The organism is Oerskovia sp. NPDC057915 (genome assembly GCF_042887685.1).
Lineage (GTDB): Bacteria > Actinomycetota > Actinomycetes > Actinomycetales > Cellulomonadaceae > Oerskovia.
Genome location: NZ_JBHVOS010000009.1, coordinates 42,553 through 63,184 on the forward strand (window position 1 = coordinate 42,553; position 20,632 = coordinate 63,184).

Here is a 20,632-nt window from a genome sequence, read left to right on the forward strand (position 1 = left end):
CCCCGACCCACCGGGGTGCCCGGCTGACAACGGGCCCCCGGTGGTGTGCAATGGTGGTAGGTCGGCGCGTGTCGTCCCAGATCGCAGGGGCCTCAGTCCCAGCGCAAGAGCAAGACCGAGGCTAGGAGGCTCGTAGTGGCTCGGATCGGAGATGGTGCAGACCTGCTGAAGTGTTCCTTCTGCGGTAAGTCCCAGAAGCAGGTCAAGAAGCTCATCGCGGGCCCCGGCGTGTACATCTGCGACGAGTGCATCGAGCTCTGCAACGAGATCATCGAGGAAGAGCTGTCGGAAGCGGCAGAGCTCGGGCTCGTGGAGCTCCCCAAGCCGCGGGAGATCTTCGACTTCCTCGAGCAGTACATCATCGGGCAGGACGCCGCCAAGCGGGCGCTGGCAGTGGCCGTCTACAACCACTACAAGCGGATCCAGGCCGGGGAGCACGCACGCCCCTCGGACGACTCCCAGGTGGAGATCGCCAAGTCCAACATCCTGCTGATCGGCCCCACGGGCACCGGCAAGACGTACCTGGCGCAGACGCTCGCGAAGATGCTCAACGTGCCGTTCGCGATCGCGGACGCCACGGCCCTCACGGAGGCGGGCTACGTCGGCGAGGACGTCGAGAACATCCTCCTCAAGCTCATCCAGGCCGCCGACTACGACGTCAAGAAGGCCGAGACGGGCATCATCTACATCGACGAGGTCGACAAGGTCGCCCGCAAGTCGGAGAACCCCTCGATCACGCGTGACGTGTCGGGCGAGGGCGTGCAGCAGGCCCTGCTGAAGATCATCGAGGGCACGACCGCCTCGGTTCCCCCGCAGGGCGGCCGCAAGCACCCGCACCAGGAGTTCATCCAGATCGACACGACCAACGTCCTGTTCATCGTGGCAGGGGCGTTCGCCGGGCTCGACGAGATCGTGGCCACCCGTTCGCGCAAGCGCGGGGTCGGCTTCGGCGCTCCCATGGACTCGCACGAGGAGGCGGACCTCTTCGCCGAGGTGCGCCCCGAGGACCTGCAGAAGTACGGGCTGATCCCCGAGTTCATCGGACGCCTGCCCATCATCACGTCGGTCGCGAAGCTCGACCAGGAGGCGCTCGTGCGCATCCTGACGGAGCCGCGCAACGCGCTGGTCAAGCAGTACCAGCGCATGTTCCAGATCGACGGGGTCGAGCTCGAGTTCGAGGACGACGCGATCAGCGCGATCGCCGACCAGGCGCTGCTGCGCGGCACGGGCGCCCGCGGGCTCCGCGCCATCATGGAGGAGGTCCTCCAGCAGGCCATGTTCGACGTCCCCAGCAGGGACGACGTCGAGCGTGTGGTCATCACGCGCGAGGCCGTGCTCGACAACGTCAACCCGACCCTCGTCCCGCGGTCCGCGATCAAGCGGGCGCCGCGCGAGAAGAGCGCGTAGGGAGAACGTACGACGAAGGGCCCCGGAACCTCGGTTCCGGGGCCCTTCGTCATGCACCTGCCGAGCGGTGCGCGTGCCTCGCCCCACGGTGCGTGCGCCGCGCTGTGCGGGCGGGACCCGCCGTGCGGTGCATGGCGGCCGCGCCGCGAGGTCGGGCCTCGCTGTGGGGACGGGCCTCGCCGTGCCGTGTGGTGGCCCCGTCGTGCGGGCTGACCGCGTGGTGGCCCGGGCGGGTCAGGCGTCCGCGTTCGCGGGGGCTCCGTAGAGGTCGTCGATCGTCGTCGTGAAGTCACGCAGCACGAGGTTGCGCTTGACCTTGAGGGACGGCGTCAGATAGCCGTTCTGCTCGGTGAAGTCGGTCGTGAGCACCTGGATCTTGCGGATGGACTCGGCCCGGGACACGGCCTCGTTGGCGCGTGTGACGGCGCGGTCGAGGGCCGCGAGGACGGTCGGGTTCGTGGCGGCCGTCGCGACGTCCATGGCCGGCAGCCCGTGCGTCGTGAGCCAGCCGGGGAGCATCTCGTGGTCGATCGTGACGAGGGCACCGATGAAGGGACGCTGGTCACCGACGACGACGACCTGGCTCACGAGCGGGTGGGCGCGCAGTCGGTCCTCGAGCTGGGCAGGGGCGACGTTCTTGCCGCCCGCCGTCACGATGATCTCCTTCTTGCGCCCGGTGATCCGCAGGTAGCCGTCCGCGTCGAGAGAGGCGAGGTCGCCCGTGCGGAACCAGCCGTCCTGGAGGACCTCGGCGGTGAGCTCGGGCTGGTTGTGGTAGCCCCGGAAGACGTGGTCGCCCTTGACGAAGAGCTCGCCCTCGGCGTCGACCTTGAGCGCGGTCCCGGGGAACGCGGGGCCGACCGTGCCGATCTTGAGACGGCTGGGCAGGTTCACGGCGGACGGGGCCGTGGTCTCGGTGAGGCCGTAGCCCTCGAGGATCGTGAGCCCGACGCCTCGGAAGAAGTGGCCCAGGCGTTCGCCGAGCGGTGCCCCGCCCGAGATCGAGTGGGTCAGGTCGCCGCCCAGGGCGGTGCGCATCGAGCCGAACACGAGCCGGTCGGCGAGGGCGTGCTGCGCCTTGAGGACGACCGAGGGGCCGCCTGCCGAGTCGAGCGCGCGCGAGTAGGTGATGGCGACCTTCGCCGACCAGTGGAAGATGCGGCGCTTGGCCCCGGCGCCGGCCTTCTGCTCGGCGGCGTTGTAGACCTTCTCGAACACGCGGGGGACCGCGAGGAGGAACGTCGGCTTGAACGAGCCGAGGTCCGGCACGAGCTTCTTGATGTCGGAGCTGTGCGCGAGGACCGCGGTGGGCGACGCGATGCACACGACCTGGACGAACCGCGCGAAGACGTGCGCGAGCGGGAGGAAGAGCAGGGTGCGTGCGTCGGGCGTGGCGACGATCTCGGCCAGGCCCGCCACGCCGTTGCGGGTCAGGTGCACGAAGTTGAGGTGCGTGAGCTCGACCCCCTTGGGTCGCCCGGTCGCCCCCGACGTGTAGATGATCGTCGCGAGGTCGTCGCGCCCGGTGGCGGCGCGGCGTGCGTCGACCTCGTCCCGCGACACCTCGGTGCCGCCTGCGCGCAGGTCGTCGACCGCGCCGTCGTCGATCACCAGGACCTCCCGCAGGAGCGGGAGACGCTCGCGGACGCTCTCGACGATCGCGGCGTGCGCGGGCGTCTCGACGAGAGCGACGCTCACGCCCGAGTCCGACAGGATCCACTCGACCTGGTCGGCCGAGGACGTCTCGTAGACGGGGATGGGCACGCCGCCCGCGGCCCAGACCGCGAAGTCGAGCAGCGTCCACTCGTACCGGGTGCGCGACATGATCGCGACGCGGTCGCCGGCCTGCACGCCGCGTGCGAGCAGCCCGCGGGCCACGTCGACCACTTCGTCGTCGAAGGCGCGGGCGCTCACGGGCTGCCAGGGGCCGCCCGGGGTGAGGCGTCGCTCGATCACCGCGTCGTCCCCGGAGCGCTCGGCGCGGTCGGTGAGAAGCGTGCTGATGCTGCTGGTGGCCGGTACCTCGACGAGGCTCGGCGACGCGAATTCGGTCATGTCAACTCTCCGCTGAGTGGTGGGGCAAGGACCGATTTTACTGTGTACCCGGCGTCCCACGTTCCGTCGGCCACCTCGGCGGCTGCCCGGGCGAGCCTAGGATCGACGGATGAGCGAGCACCCCGCCCCCGCCACGCCGTCGCACCCCGTCCCCGCCGAGATCCTCAGGCTCCGCGAGAGCATCGACAACATCGATGCAGCCCTCGTGCACCTGCTCGCCGAGCGCTTCAAGTTCACGCGTCGGGTGGGCGAGCTCAAGGCGCAGGGAGGCCTCCCGCCCGCGGACCCTGCGCGCGACCAGCAGCAGATCGCCCGCCTGACCGGCATCGCAGAGTCCTCGGGTCTCGACCCGGCGTTCGCCGAGAAGTTCCGTGAGTTCATCGTGAGCGAGGTCATCCGGCACCACCAGCGGATCGCCCGCGAGCACCAGGACGACGCCCCCGTGCTGGACACCTACTCCTGAGCACGTCCCCGGTGGCGTTCGTCGGCGACGTGCCGCAGGCTGGGGAGGACATCGGGGCGGTCGGCCTCCGACCGTCCCTCCGACGATGGATGTCTAGAGGTGCCTGCATGAAGATCGACTGGCTCAAGCCCCTGCTCGGCCACCCCGGCCCGTTCGCGACCGTCTACCTCGACGCGACACGTGGCGACGAGGCCACCGCACGCGAGGTCGAGAACCGGTGGAAGGGGGTGCGCCGGGCGCTCGCCGCCGCGGGAGCCCCCGCGAGCATCATCGACGAGCTCGAGGAGTCCGTCACCCTCCCCACGAGGATGCCCGGCCCGCACGGCCGCGTCCTCATCGCCGACGAGGAAGGCGTCCTCGTCGACCGGGTCCTGAAGGACCCGCCCGCCGTCACCAAGGGGCTCTGGGGCCCCGTCCCCGCCCTGCTCCAGGCTGCTCGCGCGGCCGACGAGTCCGTGGACTACGTCCGCGTCGTGGTCGACCGTCAGGGTGCGGACCTCACGTGGTCCGTGGCCGGAGGGCACCTGCCCTACGGTGACGCCGAGTCCGTCGAGGGCGGGCACGACGTCATCAACAAGGTCCGCACGGGTGGCCTGTCGCACAAGCGGATCGAGGCGCGCGCCGAGGACTCCTGGGAGCGCAACGCCGAGGCGGTCGCGGCCGAGCTCGACCGGCAGGTCCTCGAGCACCGTCCCGAGCTGATCCTCGTGACGGGCGACGTGCGCGCCGTTCCCCTCGTGCGCGCGGCGCTGACCAAGGCCACCGACGAGCTCGTGGTCGAGGTCGCGGGCGGCGGGCGCGGGGCCGGGATCAACGAGGCGGCCTTCGAGGCGAAGGTCGCCGAGGCGCTCGAGAGCTTCCGTGAGCGGCGCCGCGAGGCGGTGCTCGCCGAGTTCCGGCAGGAGCAGGGCCGCGAGGCGGCCGCTGTGACGTCGCTCGAGGACGTGGTCGCGGTGCTCTCGCGCGGACAGGTCAAGGAGCTGATCCTCGCGGACGAGTACGGCCAGGACACCGAGCTCGACGGTCGCACGCTGTGGGTCGGGCCGAGCCCGTTGCACATCGGGTCCTCGCGTTCCGACATCACCGACCTGGGCGTGAGCGAGGGGATCGAGGAGCTGCCCGCGACCGTGGCCCTCGTCCGGGCCGCGATCGGCCAGGACGCAGGGCTCACGTTCTCGCCCGACGGCAGCGTCGAGCTCATCGAGGGGGTCGGGGCGACGCTGCGCTGGAACGACGACGGGACGCCCAACGAGGTGGCAGCGACCATGTCGGGCGACGACGCGCGGTTGCGGGGCGAGATGGTGTGACCGCGCTCGGCGAGGCGTGACCGACGCCGAGTGTGCAGTTCGGGCCGTCCATGGCCCGTCGTGACGACCCGAGCTGCACACTCGGTGCGACAGCCGGACCGCGCCAGCCCGTCAGCACGACGCAGGGCCCCGACCGCGACGTGCGGTCGGGGCCCTGCGTCGTGGAGCGGGGGAGCGTCAGCCGCGGTTGCGGACCTCGGGCTCACCGAGCTCGGAGTGCACGACGACGATGCCTCCCTGGACGGCAGGGTCGCCCTGGCCCTCGGTCGCCTCGACCAGGTCGAGCGTCCCGGTCACGCGCCCTGCACCACGGACGTCCTCCGCTGCGGCACGGACACCCTCGATCGAGGCGGCGGGGACGGCCAGCGTCACCGCGAGGATCGGGGTGCGCATCGACACCTTGGCCTCGGACTTGACCTTGCGCAGCGCGGCCAGCGCGTGGCCGGCGGCGGTCAGGACGGCAAGGTCGGCGTCGCCCGCGCCGGCGCGCAGACCGGCCGACGTGGGCCACGGTGCGCGGTGCACCGAACCGGTGCGCCACCACGACCACACCTCTTCGGTCGCGAAGGGCAGGTAGGGCGCGAACAGGCGCAGCATCGTGTCGAGAGCCAGGGCGAGCGCGACGCGCGCCGACTGCGTCTCGGTCGTGACGTCGTCGGGCCCGGCTCCCGCGCCGTACGCGCGGTCCTTGACGAGCTCGAGGTAGTCGTCGCAGAACGTCCAGAAGAACGTCTCCGAGAGCTCCAGGGCGCGCGTGTGGTCGTAGGTCTCGAGCGCCTCGGTCGCGCGGTCCACGACGTCGGCGAGGCCCGCGAGCATCGCGCGGTCGATCGTCTCGGTCACCAGGGCCGGGTCGAGCGTGATCTCGCTGCCACCGAACGACAGCGCGAACTTGGACGCGTTGAGGACCTTAATCGCGAGGCGGCGGCCGATCTTCATCTGGCCGACCTCGAACGCCGCGTCGGTCCCCAGGCGCGCCGAGGCCGCCCAGTAGCGGACCGCGTCGGAGCCGTGCTCCTCGAGCAGACCCATGGGCGTGACGACGTTGCCCTTCGACTTGGACATCTTCTTGCGGTCGGGGTCCAGGATCCAGCCCGAGATCGCGGCGTTGGTCCACGGCAGCGAGCCGTGCTCGAGGTGCGAGCGCACGACCGTCGAGAAGAGCCACGTGCGGATGATGTCCTGGCCCTGGGGGCGCAGGTCCATCGGGAAGACGCGCTCGAACAGGTCCGGGTCGGACTCCCAGCCGCCCGCGATCTGCGGGGTCAGCGACGACGTGGCCCACGTGTCCATGACGTCGGGCTCGCCCACGAAGCCGCCCGGGACGCCGCGCTGGTCGGCCGTGTAGCCGACCGGGACGTCGGAGGACGGGTCGATCGGCAGGAGCGCCTCGTCGGGGACGATCGGGTGCTCGTAGTCGGTCTCGCCCGACTCCAGGACCGGGTACCACAGCGGGATCGCGACGCCGAAGAAGCGCTGGCGCGAGACGAGCCAGTCGCCGTTGAGGCCGCCGACCCAGTTCTCGTAGCGCACCTGCATGAACTCGGGGTGGAAGTCCAGCTCCTTGCCGCGCGCGAGCAGCTCCTCGCGCAGCGCCACGTCCCGACCGCCGTTGCGGATGTACCACTGGCGCGAGGTCACGATCTCGAGGGGCTTGTCGCCCTTCTCGAAGAAGTTCGCCTTGCGCTGGGTCGCGACGGGCTCGCCGTCCAGGTCGCCCGCCTCGCGCAGCGCGTCGACGACGGCCGTGCGCGCCGAGAACGTCGTCTTGCCGGCGATCTCCTCGAACAGCGCGACCGAGCGCTCGGACGTGAGCCACGCGGGGGTCTCGCGCGTGATGCGCCCGTCGCGGTTGATGATCGAACGGGTCGGGAGCTGCAGCTCACGCCACCACTGGACGTCGGTCAGGTCGCCGAAGGTGCAGCACATCGCGATGCCCGCGCCCTTGTCCTTCTGCGCGGCGGGGTGCGCGAGGACGGGCACCTCGACGTCGAACAGGGGAGAGGTGACCGTGGTGCCGAACAGGCCCTGGTAGCGCTCGTCGTCGGGGTGCGCGATGAGGGCGACGCAGGCCGCGAGCAGCTCGGGGCGCGTCGTCTCGATGTAGACCTTCTCGCCGCCGGGTGCGTGGAACGCGACCTTGTGGAAGTGGCCGGGGTAGTCGCGCGCCTCGAGCTCGGCCTGCGCGACGGCCGTCTGGAACGTGACGTCCCACAGGCCCGGAGCCTCGGACTGGTAGGCCTCGCCGCGCGAGAGGTTCCGCAGGAAGGCCTTCTGCGCGACGACGCGGGCCGGGACGCCGATGGTCTGGTAGTGGTGCGACCAGTCGACCGACAGGCCCAGGCGGCGCCACAGCTCCTCGAACTGGACCTCGTCCTCGGCCGTCAGGCGCTCGCACAGCTCGACGAAGTTGCGGCGCGAGACGGGCTGCTGGTCGGCGGCCTTGACGCTCTTGCCCTCGGCCCCCTGGAGCGGGGGCTCGTAGCCCTCGACGTAGGGCAGCGACGGGTCGCAGCGCACGCCGTAGTAGTTCTGGACGCGGCGCTCGGTCGGCAGGCCGTTGTCGTCCCAGCCCATGGGGTAGAAGACCTCGCGGCCGCGCATGCGCTGGAAGCGGGCGACGACGTCGGTGTGCGTGTAGGAGAACACGTGGCCCACGTGCAGCGAGCCCGAGACCGTGGGGGGCGGGGTGTCGATCGAGTAGACCTGCTCACGGGTCTTGGAGCGGTCGAACGAGTAGGTGCCCTGCGCGGTCCAGGCGGCGTCGAACTTGGTCTCGAGACCGTCGAGGCTCACCTTGTCCGGTACCTCGCCGACCACGGCGCGGACTACCTCGGTGCCCTCGGTGGGGGCGGGTGCGGCGGCGGTCTGGGGGTCGGGTGCGGGCGTGGTGCCCTCGGCGGGTGAGCTCATGGACGACATTCTCCCAGAATCTCGGGGGCTCCTGCGAAACGGCCGCTCCCCGGACGCGGGCGTCGCGCCCGAGTTTTCCCGAATGAAACAAAGGTCAAAGGTCCCTGGTTGACATGGTCATCGGCTCGTAACCTTCAAGCAAAGGCGGGGGCGTACGTGGACGCGCCTCATCTTCTCGACGCCTTTCGTTCGAGGTCCGACCCAGGAGTTGCAATGACATTGATCGACAGCGTGGCCGTGCACGGAACCGGAAGCATCCCCGCCGGCATGGTCCTTCCCCCCGCTGTCCAGGCCGCCCTGGATGCGTGCGCGAACGTCATCGTCCCCGCCTCCCGCGAGGAGCTCTACCGGCTGGCGCTCGGCCCCGAGGGCGGGCCGCGGTTCACCGTCGAGTACGACGTGTTCGGGACCCCGGTGCCCGAGGCAGAGGTGGTGCGGTGCAAGAACGGCATCGCCGTGAACTACCCCGAGGACTACATGCGTCGGCGCGACCCCGACTGCATGCGCATCGCCGACGACCTGCCCACCGACAAGCCGCGCTACCGGGACGTCTTCGGGGCCGAGTTCGCCGACGTCAAGGCCGAGACGCTCGACTGGCTCGCGGGGCAGGACCTCGTCGTCGTGCCCTTCAAGGCAGGCGGCCTCACGCACGGCTACCCCTCGCTCGCGATCTGCCCCGTCAACTCCGCGTTCTTCGCCCTGACGCTCGTGGACCTGCAGGGCTGGGTCACGTTCGACGAGATCGGCCCGTTCGAGCCCCGCTCGATCCTGTACGTCGCACCGCCGTTCCGCCACACGCACTTCGACGGCCGCCAGGTCGTGGTCCACGACCGCTCCGAGACGCTGCACGAGGTCTTCGCGTACAACCTCTACCCGGGCCCCAGCGCCAAGAAGGGCGTCTTCTCCGTCCTGCTCGACGTCGGCGAGCAGGAGGGGTGGGTCACCGCGCACGCGTCCTCGGTCCGTGTGACGACCCCGTACGAGAACGAGACCGTCATCATGCACGAGGGCGCCTCGGGCGGCGGCAAGTCCGAGATGTGCCAGGAGATCCGTCGCCAGGAGGACGGGCGCATCCTGCTCGGCACCAACGTCGTGACCGACGAGCCCTACGTCATCAACCTCGGCGAGACGAGCGCCCTGGACCCCGTGACCGACGACATGACCCTGTGCCACGTCGACCTCCAGACCGGCGACGGGCGCCTCGTGGTCGCCGACGCCGAGGACGGCTGGTTCGTCCGCGTCGACAACCTCACCGGCTACGGCCAGGACACGCACCTCGAACGGGCCTGCATCCACCCCGACCAGCCGCTCGTCTTCTTCAACATCGACGGTGTCCCCGACGCGACCGTGCTGCCCTGGGAGCACACGCTCGACTCGACGGGCAAGCGCTGCCCCAACCCGCGCGTGGTCGTGCCCCGCCACCTCCTGACCGACGTCACCGGTGCGGAGGAGGTCGACGTGCGGACCTTCGGCGCCCGCATGCCGGCCTGCACCCGGGACAACCCGACCTACGGGATCATGGGCATGATGCACATCGTGCCGCCGTCGCTCGCGTGGATCTGGCGGCTCATCGCCCCGCGCGGCGACAAGAACCCGTCGATCGGCGAGTCCAAGACCGCGACCGACAAGCTCGCGCACGGCGGCATGGTCGCCGAGGGCGTCGGGTCGTACTGGCCCTTCTCGACCGGCACCAAGGTCGCGGCGGCGAACCTCCTGCTGCGCCAGCTCGTCGACATGGACCGCACGCGCTACGTGCTCACGCCCAACCAGCACATCGGCGCCTACAAGGTCGACTTCGCGGCCGAGTGGCTCACCCGCGAGTACCTCGCGCGGCGCGGCGGCGGCAAGCTGCGGGCCGAGGAGCTGACGCCGTCGCGCTGCCCGCTGTTCGGGTACACGCTCCAGGAGATGAAGATCGACGGACAACTCGTCCGGCCGACCTTCCTCAAGCCCGAGATGCAGTCCCAGGTGGGCGTCGAGGCGTACGACGCGGGCGCGAGGATCATCACCGACTTCTTCAAGAGCGAGCTCCAGCAGTTCCTCACCGACGACCTGGACCCGCTGGGACGCCAGATCATCGAGGTCTGCCTGCGCGACGGCTCGGTCGAGGAGTACGCGGCGCTGACCCCGCTGTTCACGTGACCGGCCCCCGCTGAGCGCGTCGGGCGGCTGCCCGGCCCTGCTGAGCGCGTCGGGCGGCTGCCCGGCGGTGCTGAGCACGTCGGGTGGCCGCCCGGCCCTGCTGAGCGCGTCGGGTGGCTGCCCGGCCCTGCTGAGCGCGTCGGGTGGCTGCCCGGCCCTGCTGAGCGCGACGGGCGGCTGCCCGGCCCTGCTGAGCGCGTCGGGTGGCTGCCCGGCGCCCGGGCCGGGCAGCCGCTCACGAACGGGTACCCGATACCGGGGCTCAGGCGCGGGGAGCCCGTACTAAGGTCGGTCCATGGACTTGACGATCGGCTACGCCGCCATGCTCGAGCAGTTCCACCCGACCGAGGTCATCGCCCTCTCCGAGTACGCCGAGAGCAAGGGGTTCTCGGGCGTCATGGCCGCGGACCACTTCCAGCCCTGGGTCCCCGCGCAGGGGCACTCGGCGTTCGTGTGGAACGTCCTGTCCGCCCTCGGCGAGCGCACGCGCGGCGACCTCGGCCCCGGGGTCACGGCGCCCACGTTCCGCTGGCACCCCGCGATGGTCGCGCAGGCCTCGGCGACGCTCGCCGCGATGTACCCGGGGCGCCACTGGCTCGGCCTGGGGTCGGGCGAGGCCCTCAACGAGCACGTCACGGCGCAGTACTGGCCCGAGGCCCCCGAGCGCATCAACCGTATGTTCGAGGCCATCGACATCATCAAGAAGCTCTTCGCCGCGTCGCTCGCGGGCAAGGACACCAAGCACTCGGGGCAGTTCTACAAGCACGAGTCCACGCGGCTGTGGACCATGCCCGAGGTCGCCCCCGAGATCCTCGTCGCCACGGCCGGACCGGTCACCGCGAAGCGCGCGGGCAAGCACGCCGACGGCCTCATCACCGTGGGCGCTCCGCTCGAGAAGATCTCGATGCTGTTCGGCAAGTTCGACGACGGCGTCCGCGAGTCCGGCCGCGACCCCCAGACGATGCCCAAGGTCCTCCAGCTCCACATGTCGTGGGCCGAGACCGACGAGGAGGCGCTCACGAACGCCATGACGGAGTGGCCCAACGGTGGCATGAAGTTCCCCAAGGCCGACATCCGCTCGCCGTTCGACTTCGAGCAGATGGCCAAGCTCGTGCGCCCCGAGGACTTCGAGGGACGGCTCGTCATCTCGTCCGACCCCGACGTGCACCGCGCCTACATCCAGAAGTTCGTCGACCTGGGGTTCGACCGCATCTACCTGCACAACGTGGGCCGCAACCAGCGCGAGTGGATCGACACGTTCTCGCGCGACGTCCTGCCGAAGCTCGTCCGATGACCGGCACGCCCGCCCCCCTGCCCGACGGCGCAGCCCGCCCCGGTCCCGAGGGGTCGCCCGGGCCGTGGCGCACCGAGGGTGACGAGACCCGCTTCACGGTCGTGGCGCCGTCGGGCATCGGGGAGATCTCGCCCGGGGACGACCTCGCGCGCATCGTCGGGGACGCGCTCGACCGCGAGGGCGGGCTGCGTGACGGGGACGTCGTGGTCGTGACGAGCAAGGTCGTGTCCAAGGCCGAAGGACGCGTCGTCGCGGCCGCCGACCGTGAGCAGGCCATCACCGACGAGACCGTGCGCGTCGTGGCGACGCGCCCGTACCCCGGGGGCGTGCTGCGGATCGTCGAGAACCGGCTCGGTCTCGTCATGGCCGCTGCGGGCGTCGACGCGTCCAACACGCCCGAGGGCACCGTGCTGATGCTGCCCGTCGACCCCGACGCCTCGGCGCGCGCGCTGCGGGCGGCGCTGACGGAACGGTTCGGGGCGAGGATCGGGGTCGTCGTGTCCGACACCGCCGGGCGTGCCTGGCGGGAGGGGCTCACGGACCTGGCGATCGGCGTCGCCGGGGTGGTCGCGCTCGACGACCTGCGCGGCGGCGTCGACTCCCACGGGCGCGAGCTGTCCGTGACCGTGACGGCCGTCGCGGACCAGATCGCGGCGGCGTCCGAGCTCGTGCGCGGCAAGGCCGCGGGACGACCCGTGGCCGTGGTGCGCGGGCTCGGACGGTTCGTGACCGACGACGACGGACCCGGCGCGCGCGTGCTCGTGCGTGACTCCGAGACGGACCTGTTCCGCGAAGGGTCCGCCGAGGCGTACGCGCGAGGAGTGACCGCGGGACAGGTCGCCGGCCGCGAGGCGATCGAACGGGTCGCCCACGAGGGCGGGTACGCCGACGGGTACCGCGAGGGGTTCGCGGAGGGGTTCCGCGAGGGGACGGGGAATCCGGTGCAGGGCTGATCCTCCGGTGGGGCGGTGGGCGTCGAAGACGGAGTTGTGGTCGTTCTGGGGCGGTTGACGACCTGAAGGTCGTGGTCGAGTGCGGGAAAGGTCGTGGTCGGTGGCGCAGGTTTTAGGGGCCGTATCCAGTGCAGGGGAGTCAGGGCTGACGGCGCTCGCTCACGCCGTCGGGGTCTCCGGCGACCTGCGCGACGAGCACGTCCGGTGGGAGCTGTACCAGGAGGCCCTGCGGCGGGGCGCGCTCGAACTGCTCCTTGCCACGGTCGTCGAGGACCCCGACCACACCATGGCGGCAGGGGCCGTCGTCGCGGCTCTCGAGCAGGTGCTCCCCGGTGAACGAGAACGATGGGTGACCGCCACCGCGGGCTGGTCGACCGCCGACTTCGTGGCGCGGCGGGCCGACGAGCTGGCCGTTCTGGAGCTCGTGTCGCGGACGGTCGGTGACGAGGGGCTGGTCGGCGACGAGGACGTCGGCGGCTGGTCCGACTGGCTGCAGCGGCGCGCGTCGGTTCCGGCGACCCGGTCCGCGGTCCTCGAGACCCTGGCGGCGAACGGTCGGACGCGCAGGATCCGGCTCCAGGCGGCCGAGGCGCTGGCGCGACGAGAGTGAGTGTGCCGGCCTCGTGATGGTCGGGCCCCTGGAGTGGGTGCGGGGCGCGACGAGGGTGAGTGTGCCGGCCTCGTGATGCGGGGACCCCTGGAGTGGGTGCGGGGCGCGACGAGGGCGAGTGTGCCGGCCTCGTGATGCGGGGACCCCTGGAGTGGGTGCGGGGCGCGACGAGGGTGAGTGTGCCGCTCTCGTGATGCGGGGACTCCTGGTGTCGAGCGGGGAGGGCGTGGGAAGTCGGGGCGCGCGGAGAGTCTGGGCTGGAGCGCGAGCCGGGCCGGTTGGCGTCGACTGTGCAGTTCGGGTGGTCGGAGTGGGGGTGTGGACGACCCGAACTGCACACTCGGTGAGCGGACCGTTCTGGTGGTTGTGTCCGGTCGCGGGTTGTGGGGGTCTCGGTGCCGAGGTCGGCGTTCCTCGGGCTCCGGCTGCTGGGTGGCAGCGGGTCGAGGCGTCGAGTGTGCAGTTCGGGTGGTCGGGGTGGGGGTATGGGCGACCCGAACTGCACACTCGGTGGTCGTAGTCGGGGTCGCGGTGCCGAGCATGCGGTTGGTCGGGTTTCGGGCTGATCGGGGCGCTGTCCGCATGGTCGGGAGTAGCCGCATGTTCGGCTCGGCTCGGTCGGGTCCGACCTGGCCTGGCCCGGCCCGACCTGGCCTGGCCTGGCCCGGCCCGACCTGGCCTGGCCTGGCCTGGCCCGGCCCGGCCCGGCCCGGTTGGGCTCGGCTCGGCCTGGTCTGGCTGCTGGCTGATGCGGTCGTGGTTGTTCGGTAGCGGGGTGGGTGGGGTGGTTGTCCACAGCCTGGGACGTGGGGTTTCGGTGGGGTGGTTTGACCCGTTAGGTTCCTTGGAGGTAGGGGGCGGTGTGGCCTTTTGCCGGGTACCTACCGAGGGGGCAGGGATGGGTTGGCAGGGGTTGGTCGTGCGTGGGTGGCGGGCTGTGGGGGTAGTGGGTTGGGAGGGGCCGGGGGGCGGTCTGGTTCCTGGTTCGGGTGTCCGACGGCGGAGGGGTGCGCTGGCGCTGATGGTGGGTGCGGTGCTCGCGGGTGTGGTGGTGGGGTGTTCGCCGGCTGGGCCGGTGGTGGAGTCCCCGGCGCCGGTGGTGAGCGAGGAGGTGGGCCCGAGCCCGTCGCTGACGCCAACCCCGACGCCGACGGGTCCGGTCAAGCCTGAGCGGCCGGCGGACATGGACCGGACCGACGAGGTCGGGGCTGCTGCGGCGGCGACGTACTTCCTGGAGCTGTACCCGTACGTCATGGCGACCGGCGATCTGACGGAATGGGACGCGATGACGTGGGCGGAGCTCTGCGGTTTCTGTACCGCGGTGCGTGACCAGGCGCAGGAGATCTCTCGTGATGGCAGCAGCTATGTCGGGGGCGCAGTCGATGCTGAGGTGATCAAGACCTACGCACTTGACGATCTTGTTGGCGGCTACCCCTTGGACGTCCAGGTCGCGATCGCGAGCGCGGTCCTCCTCGATTCGTCGGGCGTGGAACTCGATCGTCAGGAAGCCCAGTCCGACCCGTACCGCGTTGAGTTGATGCATGACGGCACCACATGGCGTCTTCTCACCGTTTCTACCGAGATGCCTGTCTCATGAGCCTCGCAGCCATGGTGAAGACGTTGACCACGTCAGCGTTACTCGGTGGGCTTCTTGCGGCGTCGAGTTCCATCGACTTCGACAGCAAGGCGGAAAGAGACTCAATCGACGTCAGGGCGGTCGATGTCTCTGCGGATGGGTCGGTGCATCGGCCGCGGAATGGGGATGGTTCGCTGGCGTCGGAGGAGTATCGGCGGATGCCTGCGTCGATCTGTTTCACGAACGACTTTCCCACGAGCAAGGGCCGGGTGGGGGCGTGTGCGTCGGGGGAGCGTGAGGGGGCGTTGGTCGCGGCGTGCGAGGCGGATCAGGTCGCGTTGGACCCGATCTTCCGGCAGACCTGGGTCAACAACCCGGACGGCACGATCAGTGACCTGTCCCGGTGGGAGCTGCAGGACCCGGCCAGTCCTGGGGACTGCCTGGCCGGGGTGGATCTGGTGCCGTTGGCTGAGGCGGAGTTCCAGCGGTTGACGATCGTCCCGTCGCCGGTCACGATCCAGCCGCCGGACGGGTGGACGCTGGTCAACGTCGAGACGATCACCTACACCAGCCCGGCGCCGCAGAGGTTCGCGACCGTGCTGCTGGGCATCCCGGTCACGATCGAGGCCACCCCGGACACCTTCACCTGGGACTACGGCGATGGCACCAGCCCGCGCGCCACGACCGATCCCGGCGCGCCCTATCCCCGTCACAGCGTCGCGCACGTCTACGAGGACGAGGCCGTGGCGACGATCACCTTGACCACGACCTGGTACGGGCGTTTCCAGATCACCGGCACCACCACCTGGACCTCCATCACCGGCGCCGCCACGACCACCACCACCGCCCCACCCCTGACCATCCACGAAGCCCGCACCCGCCTCGTCACCGAACCCCTCGACTGAACCCCAGCCGCCACCCGGCATCCAAGACACATCAACACCGAGACACATCCGCAACGAGGCGCTCCCGCACCGAGGGCGCACCCACACCAAGGCGCACACACGCACCGAGGCGCACCCGCCACCGAGACGCACACACACCGAGGCGCACCCGCCACCGAGGCGCACACACGCACCGAGGGCGCACCCACACCAAGGCGCACACACGCACCGAGGCGCACCCGCCACCGAGACGCACGCACACCGAGGCGCTCCCGCACCGAGGGCGCACCCCCGCCAAGGCGTACCCACAACGAAGCGCACCCACGAGCGACAGCGACCAGCATCTCGACACCGGCCCGCCCGCACAGGCGTCGCGCGCAATCCACTGGGCACCGAGGGGCGGTCGTCGCTATCGTTCCGGCATGCTTCCCGCCGACTGGATCCCGCACCGCCGACCCGACGACCGTGAGCACGTCGGCTGGATCCGTCCCGAGGGTGACGGCTGGGTGGCCGTCTCGCTCCTGGGGCACGACCTCACCGACCCGGTCGACTGGCTCGACGCCGAAGAGGCGCTCGACAGCACGGGGCTGTCGTGGCTCGCCGAGGTGTGGATGCTCGAGGACGAGGAGGGCGACCCGTTGCGGGTCCGCCTCGTCGAGGTCACCCCGGAGCGCGTCGTCGTCCAGACCGACGACTTCGGGGCGATCGACGCGCACGTCGTCCGGTACGAGCTGCCGTGGCCGGCGCCCGCACGCCTGCGACCGCGACGCGCCGACGACCCTGACGGACGAGTGCTCTTCGGTCCCGCCTGACGAGGTGGTCGAGCAGCCGGGCGGAGACGGACGTGCGGGCGTCAGTCCATGGTCGTGACGCCCTCGTAGAGGCCGAGCTGGTTGCCGTCGAGGTCCTCGAAGACCGCCCACCAGCTGGTCGGGCTGATCTGCGTCCTGGCCATGAGGGTCTTGCCGCCGAGCGAGCCGACCTGGGCGAGCGTGTCGTCGATCGAGTCGACCTCGACATAGCTGCGCGGGCTCGTGAAGCCCTCCTCGCGCGGCGCGAGCCCGCCGCCGCTGATCTGGTTGGGGGCCCGCCACATGGGGTACCCCTCGAAGCCGGGGACCTCGGCGATGTCCCAGCCGAACAGCCCGCTGTAGAACGTGCGGGCCGCCTCGGTGTCGCCGACGGGGATGTCGATGTGCGTGATGTCGCCGTGAGCCATGACAACTCCTCAGGGAGAACGGGCGAACGGACGCACGCCCGACCTCTCCCACGCTACGTCCGTCGAGCGCGACAGGCACCCGTCGGAGAAGGGGGAGCGACGCCGTCGCGCATCCGTTGGTGCCCGACGCGGCAACGAGACGGCTCAGCCCTTGGCGGCCCGCTCCGCCTTCGCCGCGGCCTTGGCCGCCTTCTTCGTCTCACGCACCTGGTCGAGCGAGTGCTGGTCGACGACGTCGGCGATGGAGCGTCGCGCGCCGTCCTCGCCGTAGACGCCCGCAGCCTCCCGCCAGCCCTCCGGCCGGACGCCGTACTGCTTGCCGAGGAGCGCGAGGAAGATCTTCGCCTTCTGCTCGCCGAATCCCGGCAGCGCCTTGAGCCGCTTGAGGACGAGCGGGCCGTCGGGGGCTGCGCCGTCCGGCCCGGGATCGGTCCAGATGCGGGTGACGTCGCCGTCGTACTCCTCATCGACGACCTGCGCCACGGCCTGCACGCGCCCGGCCATCGAGCCCGGATAGCGGTGGATCGCCGGGGGAGTGGCCGCCATGGCAGCGAACGGCTCGGGCTCGGCCGTCGCGATCCGGTGCACGTCGAACCCGCCCATGCGCTGGGAGATCTTGAGCGGCCCGGCGAACGCCGACTCCATGGTGACCTGCTGGTCCAGGAGCATGCCGATGAGCAGCGCGAACGGGTCGGTGGACAGCAGCTGGTCGGCTTCCGGGTCGCCGGTGAACCACAGGTCGGGTGCCATGTCCCCATCATGGCAGTCGGGTCGTGGTGGTGCCCGTGCGTCGGGCATCTTGTTTGACCATTGTCAAAGAGCAGCATAGGTTTGACTCATGTCAAACAATAGCGAGGTGAGTCGCCTCAGCCCCGACGAGCGTCGCGAGCAGATCCTGCGCGTCGCGTCCGCGCGCTTCGCCGAGCAGGGGGTCGACGCGGTCTCGGTGCGCGACGTCGCGCAGGAGGCCGGAGTGACCCGAGCGCTCGTCTACCACTACTTCCCGGGCAAGGACTCGCTGCTCGACGCCGTCCTGCGCCGCGAGGCCGAGGCCGTCCTGGCGGCCACCGCACCGCTGCCCGGGCGCAGCGCCCGCGAGAACCTCGAGCGTGCGCTGGGCGCGTACCTCGACCACTTCTCCGCGAGCAGCGGCCAGCTGCGCGACCTCTACGCCCCGCACGCCTCGGCGCCCGCGCTGGTGCACGAGCTCGCCGCCGCGAACCATCTGGTCCAGGTCGAACGGATCCTGTCCTACCTCGACCTGGCCGACACCGCCCTGTCCCGCCTCGCGGTCGGCGGGTGGCTGGGGTTCGTCGAGGAGGTCGCGCGCGAGAGCGGTGGCGGCGCGACGGTCCCGCGCGAGCAGGTCCTCCTGCTGTGCCTGCGCGCGCTGAGCGTCGTGACCGGCGCGCCGCTCGCCCTCGGGACGGACGAGGAAGACACCACGGAACCATCGACCAAGGAGAGCAGCTCATGAAGATCGTCGTGCTGGGTGCCACCGGCAACCTCGGGTCACAGGTCGTCGAGCAGGCCGTCGCGGCGGGCCACGAGGTCGTCGCGTACGCGCGACGCCCGGAGGCCGTGCCGACCCGTCCGGGCGTGAGCGTCGTCGGAGGTGCCCTCGACGACTCCTCCGCGTTGGCCGACGCCGTGCGCGGCGCAGACGTGGTCGTGTCCGCCGTGGGCGGGCCCGCCAAGGACAGGACCTTCATGCAGCGGGTGCTGCCCACGATCGTCGCCGGGCTCGAGGAAGCGGGCGTCGACCGGTTCGTGCTGGTCTCGGCGTTCGGCGTGGGTGACACCGCGACCAAGGCCTCCTGGTTCGCGCGCCTGGTCTACCGCACGGTCATCTCCGCGATGTTCGCGGACAAGGCCGCGTCCGAGGCGATCCTGCCGACGTCGCCGCTCCGGTGGACGATCGCCTGTCCCGTCAACCTCAAGGACGCCCCCGCGCTGGCGAGCGAGACCGTCAAGCCGCTCGACGAGGTCGGTGCGGTACCCGGCCTGCCGACCCTGCCGTTCGCGAACGCGGGCAGGGCGCTCGTGGAGATCGCCTCGAACCCTGAGTACGTGGGCGAGCGGGTCCTGGTCACGACACCGACCGGCTGGCGGGCCGCGTCGCGCTGATCCTGGCAAGTCGCCCGGCGATCCTGGCAAGCCGCCCGGCCCCGTCGCGGCAAGCCGCCCGGCCCCGTCTGCCCGACCCGCCCGTCCCCGACGGGCAGGCGTGCCCCGGCCTCAGCGGGGTGGCCCCACCCGCCCGTCGAGGAACTCGTCCACCCGTAGCCCCCGCAGCGCGACCCGGATCACGGCGGGCACGAGCCGCAGCCCGTCGTCCCCGTGCAACCGCCGCAGGTCGTCGACGACGTAGCCGTGTCCACCTCGCGTGAGCCCGAACAGCCCGACCGCCTCGACGTTCCTGAGCCAGTCGACGTCTGCGCCGTACGTCAGGGCGATGACCACACGGACCTCGCGCGCGCCGGTCGAGGGTGGTTCGCGGAAAGCCATGACGGGCGTCGCGAAGGGGCGGCCGGTGCGGCGGCCGTGGTGGTGGACCGTCGCGAAGGGCGGCACGCGCGACGAGACGCGCAGCACGAACGGGTTGAGGAACCGCCGGTTGGTCCGGGCGATGACGTGCGGGATGGGCATGTCAGCCATGGTGCGCGCGACCGTGCGTCGCGGCCACCGCGCGGCGCACCATCGAGCCGCTCGTCGAGCACGACGTCTCGCGCACCCGAGCACGACCTTGTGGTCGTCACGACCGCCATGTCGACCGAAACCTCGTTCTCGGCACCGACGAGCCGCCCGGAGACCCGCTCACGCCGCCCCCGCCCGTTCCCGGTGCGCCGTCGGGCTCATCCCGCGTACCCGCGTGAACGCGGCGCTCAGCGCGAACGGCGTCCCGTACCCGACCTGCCGGGCCACGGAGCCGACGGTCGCACCGGGCTCCAGCAGGAGGTCGGCCGCGAGGGTCAGCCGCCACCCGGTCAGGTAGCTCATGGGGGGTTCGCCCACGAGCTCGGTGAAGCGGCGGGAGAACGCGGCTCGCGAGAGTCCCACCGTCCGCGCGAGCGACTCGACGGTCCAGGGCCGGGCCGGGTCGTGGTGCATGAGCCGCAGCGCGTGCCCGACCACGGGGTCGGCGTCGGCGCGGTACCACCCGGGGGCGTCGCCGCTGTCGAGCCAGGCGCGCAGGGCGCCGATGAGCAGGATGTCGAGGAGCCGGTCGAGCACGGCCTCCTGACCGGGCCGGTCCTGGGAGACCTCGCGCGCGAGCAGGGACACGAGGTCGGCGTCCAGGTCGCCGCGGCGCAGCACGAGCAGCGGTGGCAGCACGCTCAGCAGCCGACCGCCGACCTCGCCGTCGAGCGGGTACGTCCCGGTGAGCAGCACGGTCGGCCCGTCGGGGTCGTTGCCCCAGGTCCGCACGCCGAGGTCCACGAGCGGCGAGGGCCCGTCCCCGAGGGCGCGGCAGGCCCCGACGGCGTCGCTCACCATCTGCGGCGGCGTCCCGGGGGAGTCGGCCACGGTGTAGTGGCGTGGCCCGCGCACGAGCGCGACGTCGCCCTCCCCGAGGTGCGCCTCGAGCGGTGGTTCGTCGGTGCCCTGCCCGGCGTCCATCCCGATCCATGCCTCCCCGCGCACGACGGGAACGAGCGTGAGCGGCGCCTCGTCCTCGATGCGCAGGGACCACGGTGGCGCGAGGAGCGAGCGCAGCAGGAAGGCACCCCGTGCGCGGGGTCCGTCGAGAAGGCCGGCGACAGCGTCCATGCCTCGACGGTACGCCGCCCGGCCGCGCGACGGAAGAC

At 71.3% G+C, this 20,632-nt stretch carries 18 protein-coding genes; 12 read left to right on the plus strand and 6 right to left on the minus strand.

The genetic code is table 11. The features are described 5' to 3' along the window. Nucleotides 1–135: 135 nt before the first annotated feature. Nucleotides 136–1,407, plus strand: coding sequence for an ATP-dependent Clp protease ATP-binding subunit ClpX (gene clpX, locus ACFVQ3_RS07915; protein WP_138824872.1), 1,272 nt, complete (start codon nucleotides 136–138; stop codon nucleotides 1,405–1,407). A 234-nt stretch (nucleotides 1,408–1,641) separates the two neighbouring features. Here clpX and ACFVQ3_RS07920 read toward each other — a convergent pair whose 3' ends face one another. Continuing rightward, a complete protein-coding gene (locus ACFVQ3_RS07920) occupies nucleotides 1,642–3,462 on the minus strand; it encodes an AMP-dependent synthetase/ligase (RefSeq protein WP_387637198.1) in 1,821 nt (606 codons plus the stop codon). Between the two features lie 109 nt (nucleotides 3,463–3,571). Here ACFVQ3_RS07920 and ACFVQ3_RS07925 point away from each other — a divergent pair, with 109 nt between their 5' ends. After that, nucleotides 3,572–3,925, plus strand: coding sequence for a chorismate mutase (locus ACFVQ3_RS07925; RefSeq protein ID WP_387637200.1), 354 nt, complete (start codon nucleotides 3,572–3,574; stop codon nucleotides 3,923–3,925). 107 nt (nucleotides 3,926–4,032) lie between these two features. Beyond that, nucleotides 4,033–5,232 (plus strand): Vms1/Ankzf1 family peptidyl-tRNA hydrolase, encoded by a 1,200-nt coding sequence (locus ACFVQ3_RS07930; protein ID WP_387637203.1) that lies wholly within the window; start codon nucleotides 4,033–4,035, stop codon nucleotides 5,230–5,232. Nucleotides 5,233–5,409: 177 nt separating this feature from the next. Here the strand turns inward: ACFVQ3_RS07930 and valS are convergent, their stop codons facing one another. Further along, nucleotides 5,410–8,145, minus strand: a complete 2,736-nt coding sequence (valS, locus tag ACFVQ3_RS07935) for a valine--tRNA ligase (protein WP_387637206.1) — start codon at nucleotides 8,143–8,145, stop codon at nucleotides 5,410–5,412. Between the two features lie 213 nt (nucleotides 8,146–8,358). Between valS and ACFVQ3_RS07940 the strand changes: the two genes are divergently transcribed. The 7 genes from ACFVQ3_RS07940 (at nucleotide 8,359) to ACFVQ3_RS07970 (ending at nucleotide 16,416) form a co-directional block, all read left to right on the plus strand. Beyond that, on the plus strand, nucleotides 8,359–10,287 hold the full coding sequence (locus ACFVQ3_RS07940; protein WP_387637209.1) for a DUF4914 family protein: 1,929 nt from the start codon (nucleotides 8,359–8,361) through the stop codon (nucleotides 10,285–10,287). A 295-nt stretch (nucleotides 10,288–10,582) separates the two neighbouring features. Continuing rightward, nucleotides 10,583–11,581, plus strand: coding sequence for a TIGR03557 family F420-dependent LLM class oxidoreductase (locus ACFVQ3_RS07945; protein ID WP_138824860.1), 999 nt, complete (start codon nucleotides 10,583–10,585; stop codon nucleotides 11,579–11,581). Next, on the plus strand, nucleotides 11,578–12,534 hold the full coding sequence (locus ACFVQ3_RS07950) for a coenzyme F420-0:L-glutamate ligase (RefSeq protein ID WP_387637211.1): 957 nt from the start codon (nucleotides 11,578–11,580) through the stop codon (nucleotides 12,532–12,534). The genes ACFVQ3_RS07945 and ACFVQ3_RS07950 overlap by 4 nt, the downstream gene beginning before the upstream one ends. 100 nt (nucleotides 12,535–12,634) lie before the next feature. Continuing rightward, nucleotides 12,635–13,144 carry a hypothetical protein gene (locus ACFVQ3_RS07955; RefSeq protein WP_387637213.1) on the plus strand — a complete coding sequence of 170 codons (510 nt, stop codon included), beginning with the start codon at nucleotides 12,635–12,637 and terminating at the stop codon, nucleotides 13,142–13,144. Nucleotides 13,145–14,165: 1,021 nt separating this feature from the next. Next, nucleotides 14,166–14,741 carry a DUF6318 family protein gene (locus ACFVQ3_RS07960; protein ID WP_387637216.1) on the plus strand — a complete coding sequence of 192 codons (576 nt, stop codon included), beginning with the start codon at nucleotides 14,166–14,168 and terminating at the stop codon, nucleotides 14,739–14,741. Further along, nucleotides 14,738–15,625, plus strand: a complete 888-nt coding sequence (locus ACFVQ3_RS07965) for a hypothetical protein (protein WP_387637218.1) — start codon at nucleotides 14,738–14,740, stop codon at nucleotides 15,623–15,625. The genes ACFVQ3_RS07960 and ACFVQ3_RS07965 overlap by 4 nt, the downstream gene beginning before the upstream one ends. Before the next feature lie 401 nt (nucleotides 15,626–16,026). After that, entirely contained in the window at nucleotides 16,027–16,416 is a 390-nt protein-coding gene (locus tag ACFVQ3_RS07970; RefSeq protein ID WP_387637221.1) for a hypothetical protein, read from the plus strand. A gap of 41 nt (nucleotides 16,417–16,457) precedes the next feature. Here the strand turns inward: ACFVQ3_RS07970 and ACFVQ3_RS07975 are convergent, their stop codons facing one another. Both ACFVQ3_RS07975 and ACFVQ3_RS07980 read right to left on the minus strand, forming a co-directional pair. After that, on the minus strand, nucleotides 16,458–16,823 hold the full coding sequence (locus tag ACFVQ3_RS07975; RefSeq protein WP_387637223.1) for a VOC family protein: 366 nt from the start codon (nucleotides 16,821–16,823) through the stop codon (nucleotides 16,458–16,460). A 144-nt stretch (nucleotides 16,824–16,967) separates the two neighbouring features. Then, the gene (locus ACFVQ3_RS07980; RefSeq protein ID WP_387637226.1) at nucleotides 16,968–17,573 is read right to left on the minus strand and encodes an HhH-GPD-type base excision DNA repair protein; all 606 of its coding nucleotides are present in this window, start codon (nucleotides 17,571–17,573) and stop codon (nucleotides 16,968–16,970) included. Between the two features lie 88 nt (nucleotides 17,574–17,661). On the opposite strand from ACFVQ3_RS07980, the gene ACFVQ3_RS07985 reads away from it, so the two are divergent. Continuing rightward, a complete protein-coding gene (locus ACFVQ3_RS07985; RefSeq protein WP_387637228.1) occupies nucleotides 17,662–18,300 on the plus strand; it encodes a TetR/AcrR family transcriptional regulator in 639 nt (212 codons plus the stop codon). After that, nucleotides 18,297–18,950: an NAD(P)-dependent oxidoreductase gene (locus ACFVQ3_RS07990; protein ID WP_387637231.1), complete on the plus strand. Its 654-nt coding sequence runs from the start codon at nucleotides 18,297–18,299 to the stop codon at nucleotides 18,948–18,950. The genes ACFVQ3_RS07985 and ACFVQ3_RS07990 overlap by 4 nt, the downstream gene beginning before the upstream one ends. A 111-nt stretch (nucleotides 18,951–19,061) precedes the next feature. Here the strand turns inward: ACFVQ3_RS07990 and ACFVQ3_RS07995 are convergent, their stop codons facing one another. After that, nucleotides 19,062–19,472, minus strand: coding sequence for a hypothetical protein (locus ACFVQ3_RS07995; RefSeq protein ID WP_387637234.1), 411 nt, complete (start codon nucleotides 19,470–19,472; stop codon nucleotides 19,062–19,064). 168 nt (nucleotides 19,473–19,640) lie between these two features. Beyond that, complete coding sequence (locus ACFVQ3_RS08000) at nucleotides 19,641–20,594, minus strand: AraC family transcriptional regulator (protein ID WP_387637237.1); 954 nt, start codon at nucleotides 20,592–20,594, stop codon at nucleotides 19,641–19,643. Nucleotides 20,595–20,632: the final 38 nt, after the last annotated feature.

Coding starts and splice junctions, on each gene's coding strand:
- ACFVQ3_RS07940 (WP_387637209.1), top strand. CDS start 8,359: ATGACATTGATCGACAGCGTGGCCGTGCACGGAACCGGAAGCATCCCC.
- ACFVQ3_RS07945 (WP_138824860.1), top strand. CDS start 10,583: ATGGACTTGACGATCGGCTACGCCGCCATGCTCGAGCAGTTCCACCCG.
- ACFVQ3_RS07930 (WP_387637203.1), top strand. CDS start 4,033: ATGAAGATCGACTGGCTCAAGCCCCTGCTCGGCCACCCCGGCCCGTTC.
- ACFVQ3_RS07985 (WP_387637228.1), top strand. CDS start 17,662: ATGTCAAACAATAGCGAGGTGAGTCGCCTCAGCCCCGACGAGCGTCGC.
- ACFVQ3_RS07950 (WP_387637211.1), top strand. CDS start 11,578: ATGACCGGCACGCCCGCCCCCCTGCCCGACGGCGCAGCCCGCCCCGGT.
- ACFVQ3_RS07990 (WP_387637231.1), top strand. CDS start 18,297: ATGAAGATCGTCGTGCTGGGTGCCACCGGCAACCTCGGGTCACAGGTC.
- valS (WP_387637206.1), bottom strand. CDS start 8,145: ATGAGCTCACCCGCCGAGGGCACCACGCCCGCACCCGACCCCCAGACC.
- ACFVQ3_RS07960 (WP_387637216.1), top strand. CDS start 14,166: ATGGTGGGTGCGGTGCTCGCGGGTGTGGTGGTGGGGTGTTCGCCGGCT.
- ACFVQ3_RS07980 (WP_387637226.1), bottom strand. CDS start 17,573: ATGGCACCCGACCTGTGGTTCACCGGCGACCCGGAAGCCGACCAGCTG.
- ACFVQ3_RS07920 (WP_387637198.1), bottom strand. CDS start 3,462: ATGACCGAATTCGCGTCGCCGAGCCTCGTCGAGGTACCGGCCACCAGC.
- ACFVQ3_RS07970 (WP_387637221.1), top strand. CDS start 16,027: ATGCTTCCCGCCGACTGGATCCCGCACCGCCGACCCGACGACCGTGAG.
- ACFVQ3_RS07995 (WP_387637234.1), bottom strand. CDS start 19,472: ATGCCCATCCCGCACGTCATCGCCCGGACCAACCGGCGGTTCCTCAAC.
- ACFVQ3_RS07925 (WP_387637200.1), top strand. CDS start 3,572: ATGAGCGAGCACCCCGCCCCCGCCACGCCGTCGCACCCCGTCCCCGCC.
- ACFVQ3_RS08000 (WP_387637237.1), bottom strand. CDS start 20,594: ATGGACGCTGTCGCCGGCCTTCTCGACGGACCCCGCGCACGGGGTGCC.
- ACFVQ3_RS07975 (WP_387637223.1), bottom strand. CDS start 16,823: ATGGCTCACGGCGACATCACGCACATCGACATCCCCGTCGGCGACACC.
- ACFVQ3_RS07965 (WP_387637218.1), top strand. CDS start 14,738: ATGAGCCTCGCAGCCATGGTGAAGACGTTGACCACGTCAGCGTTACTC.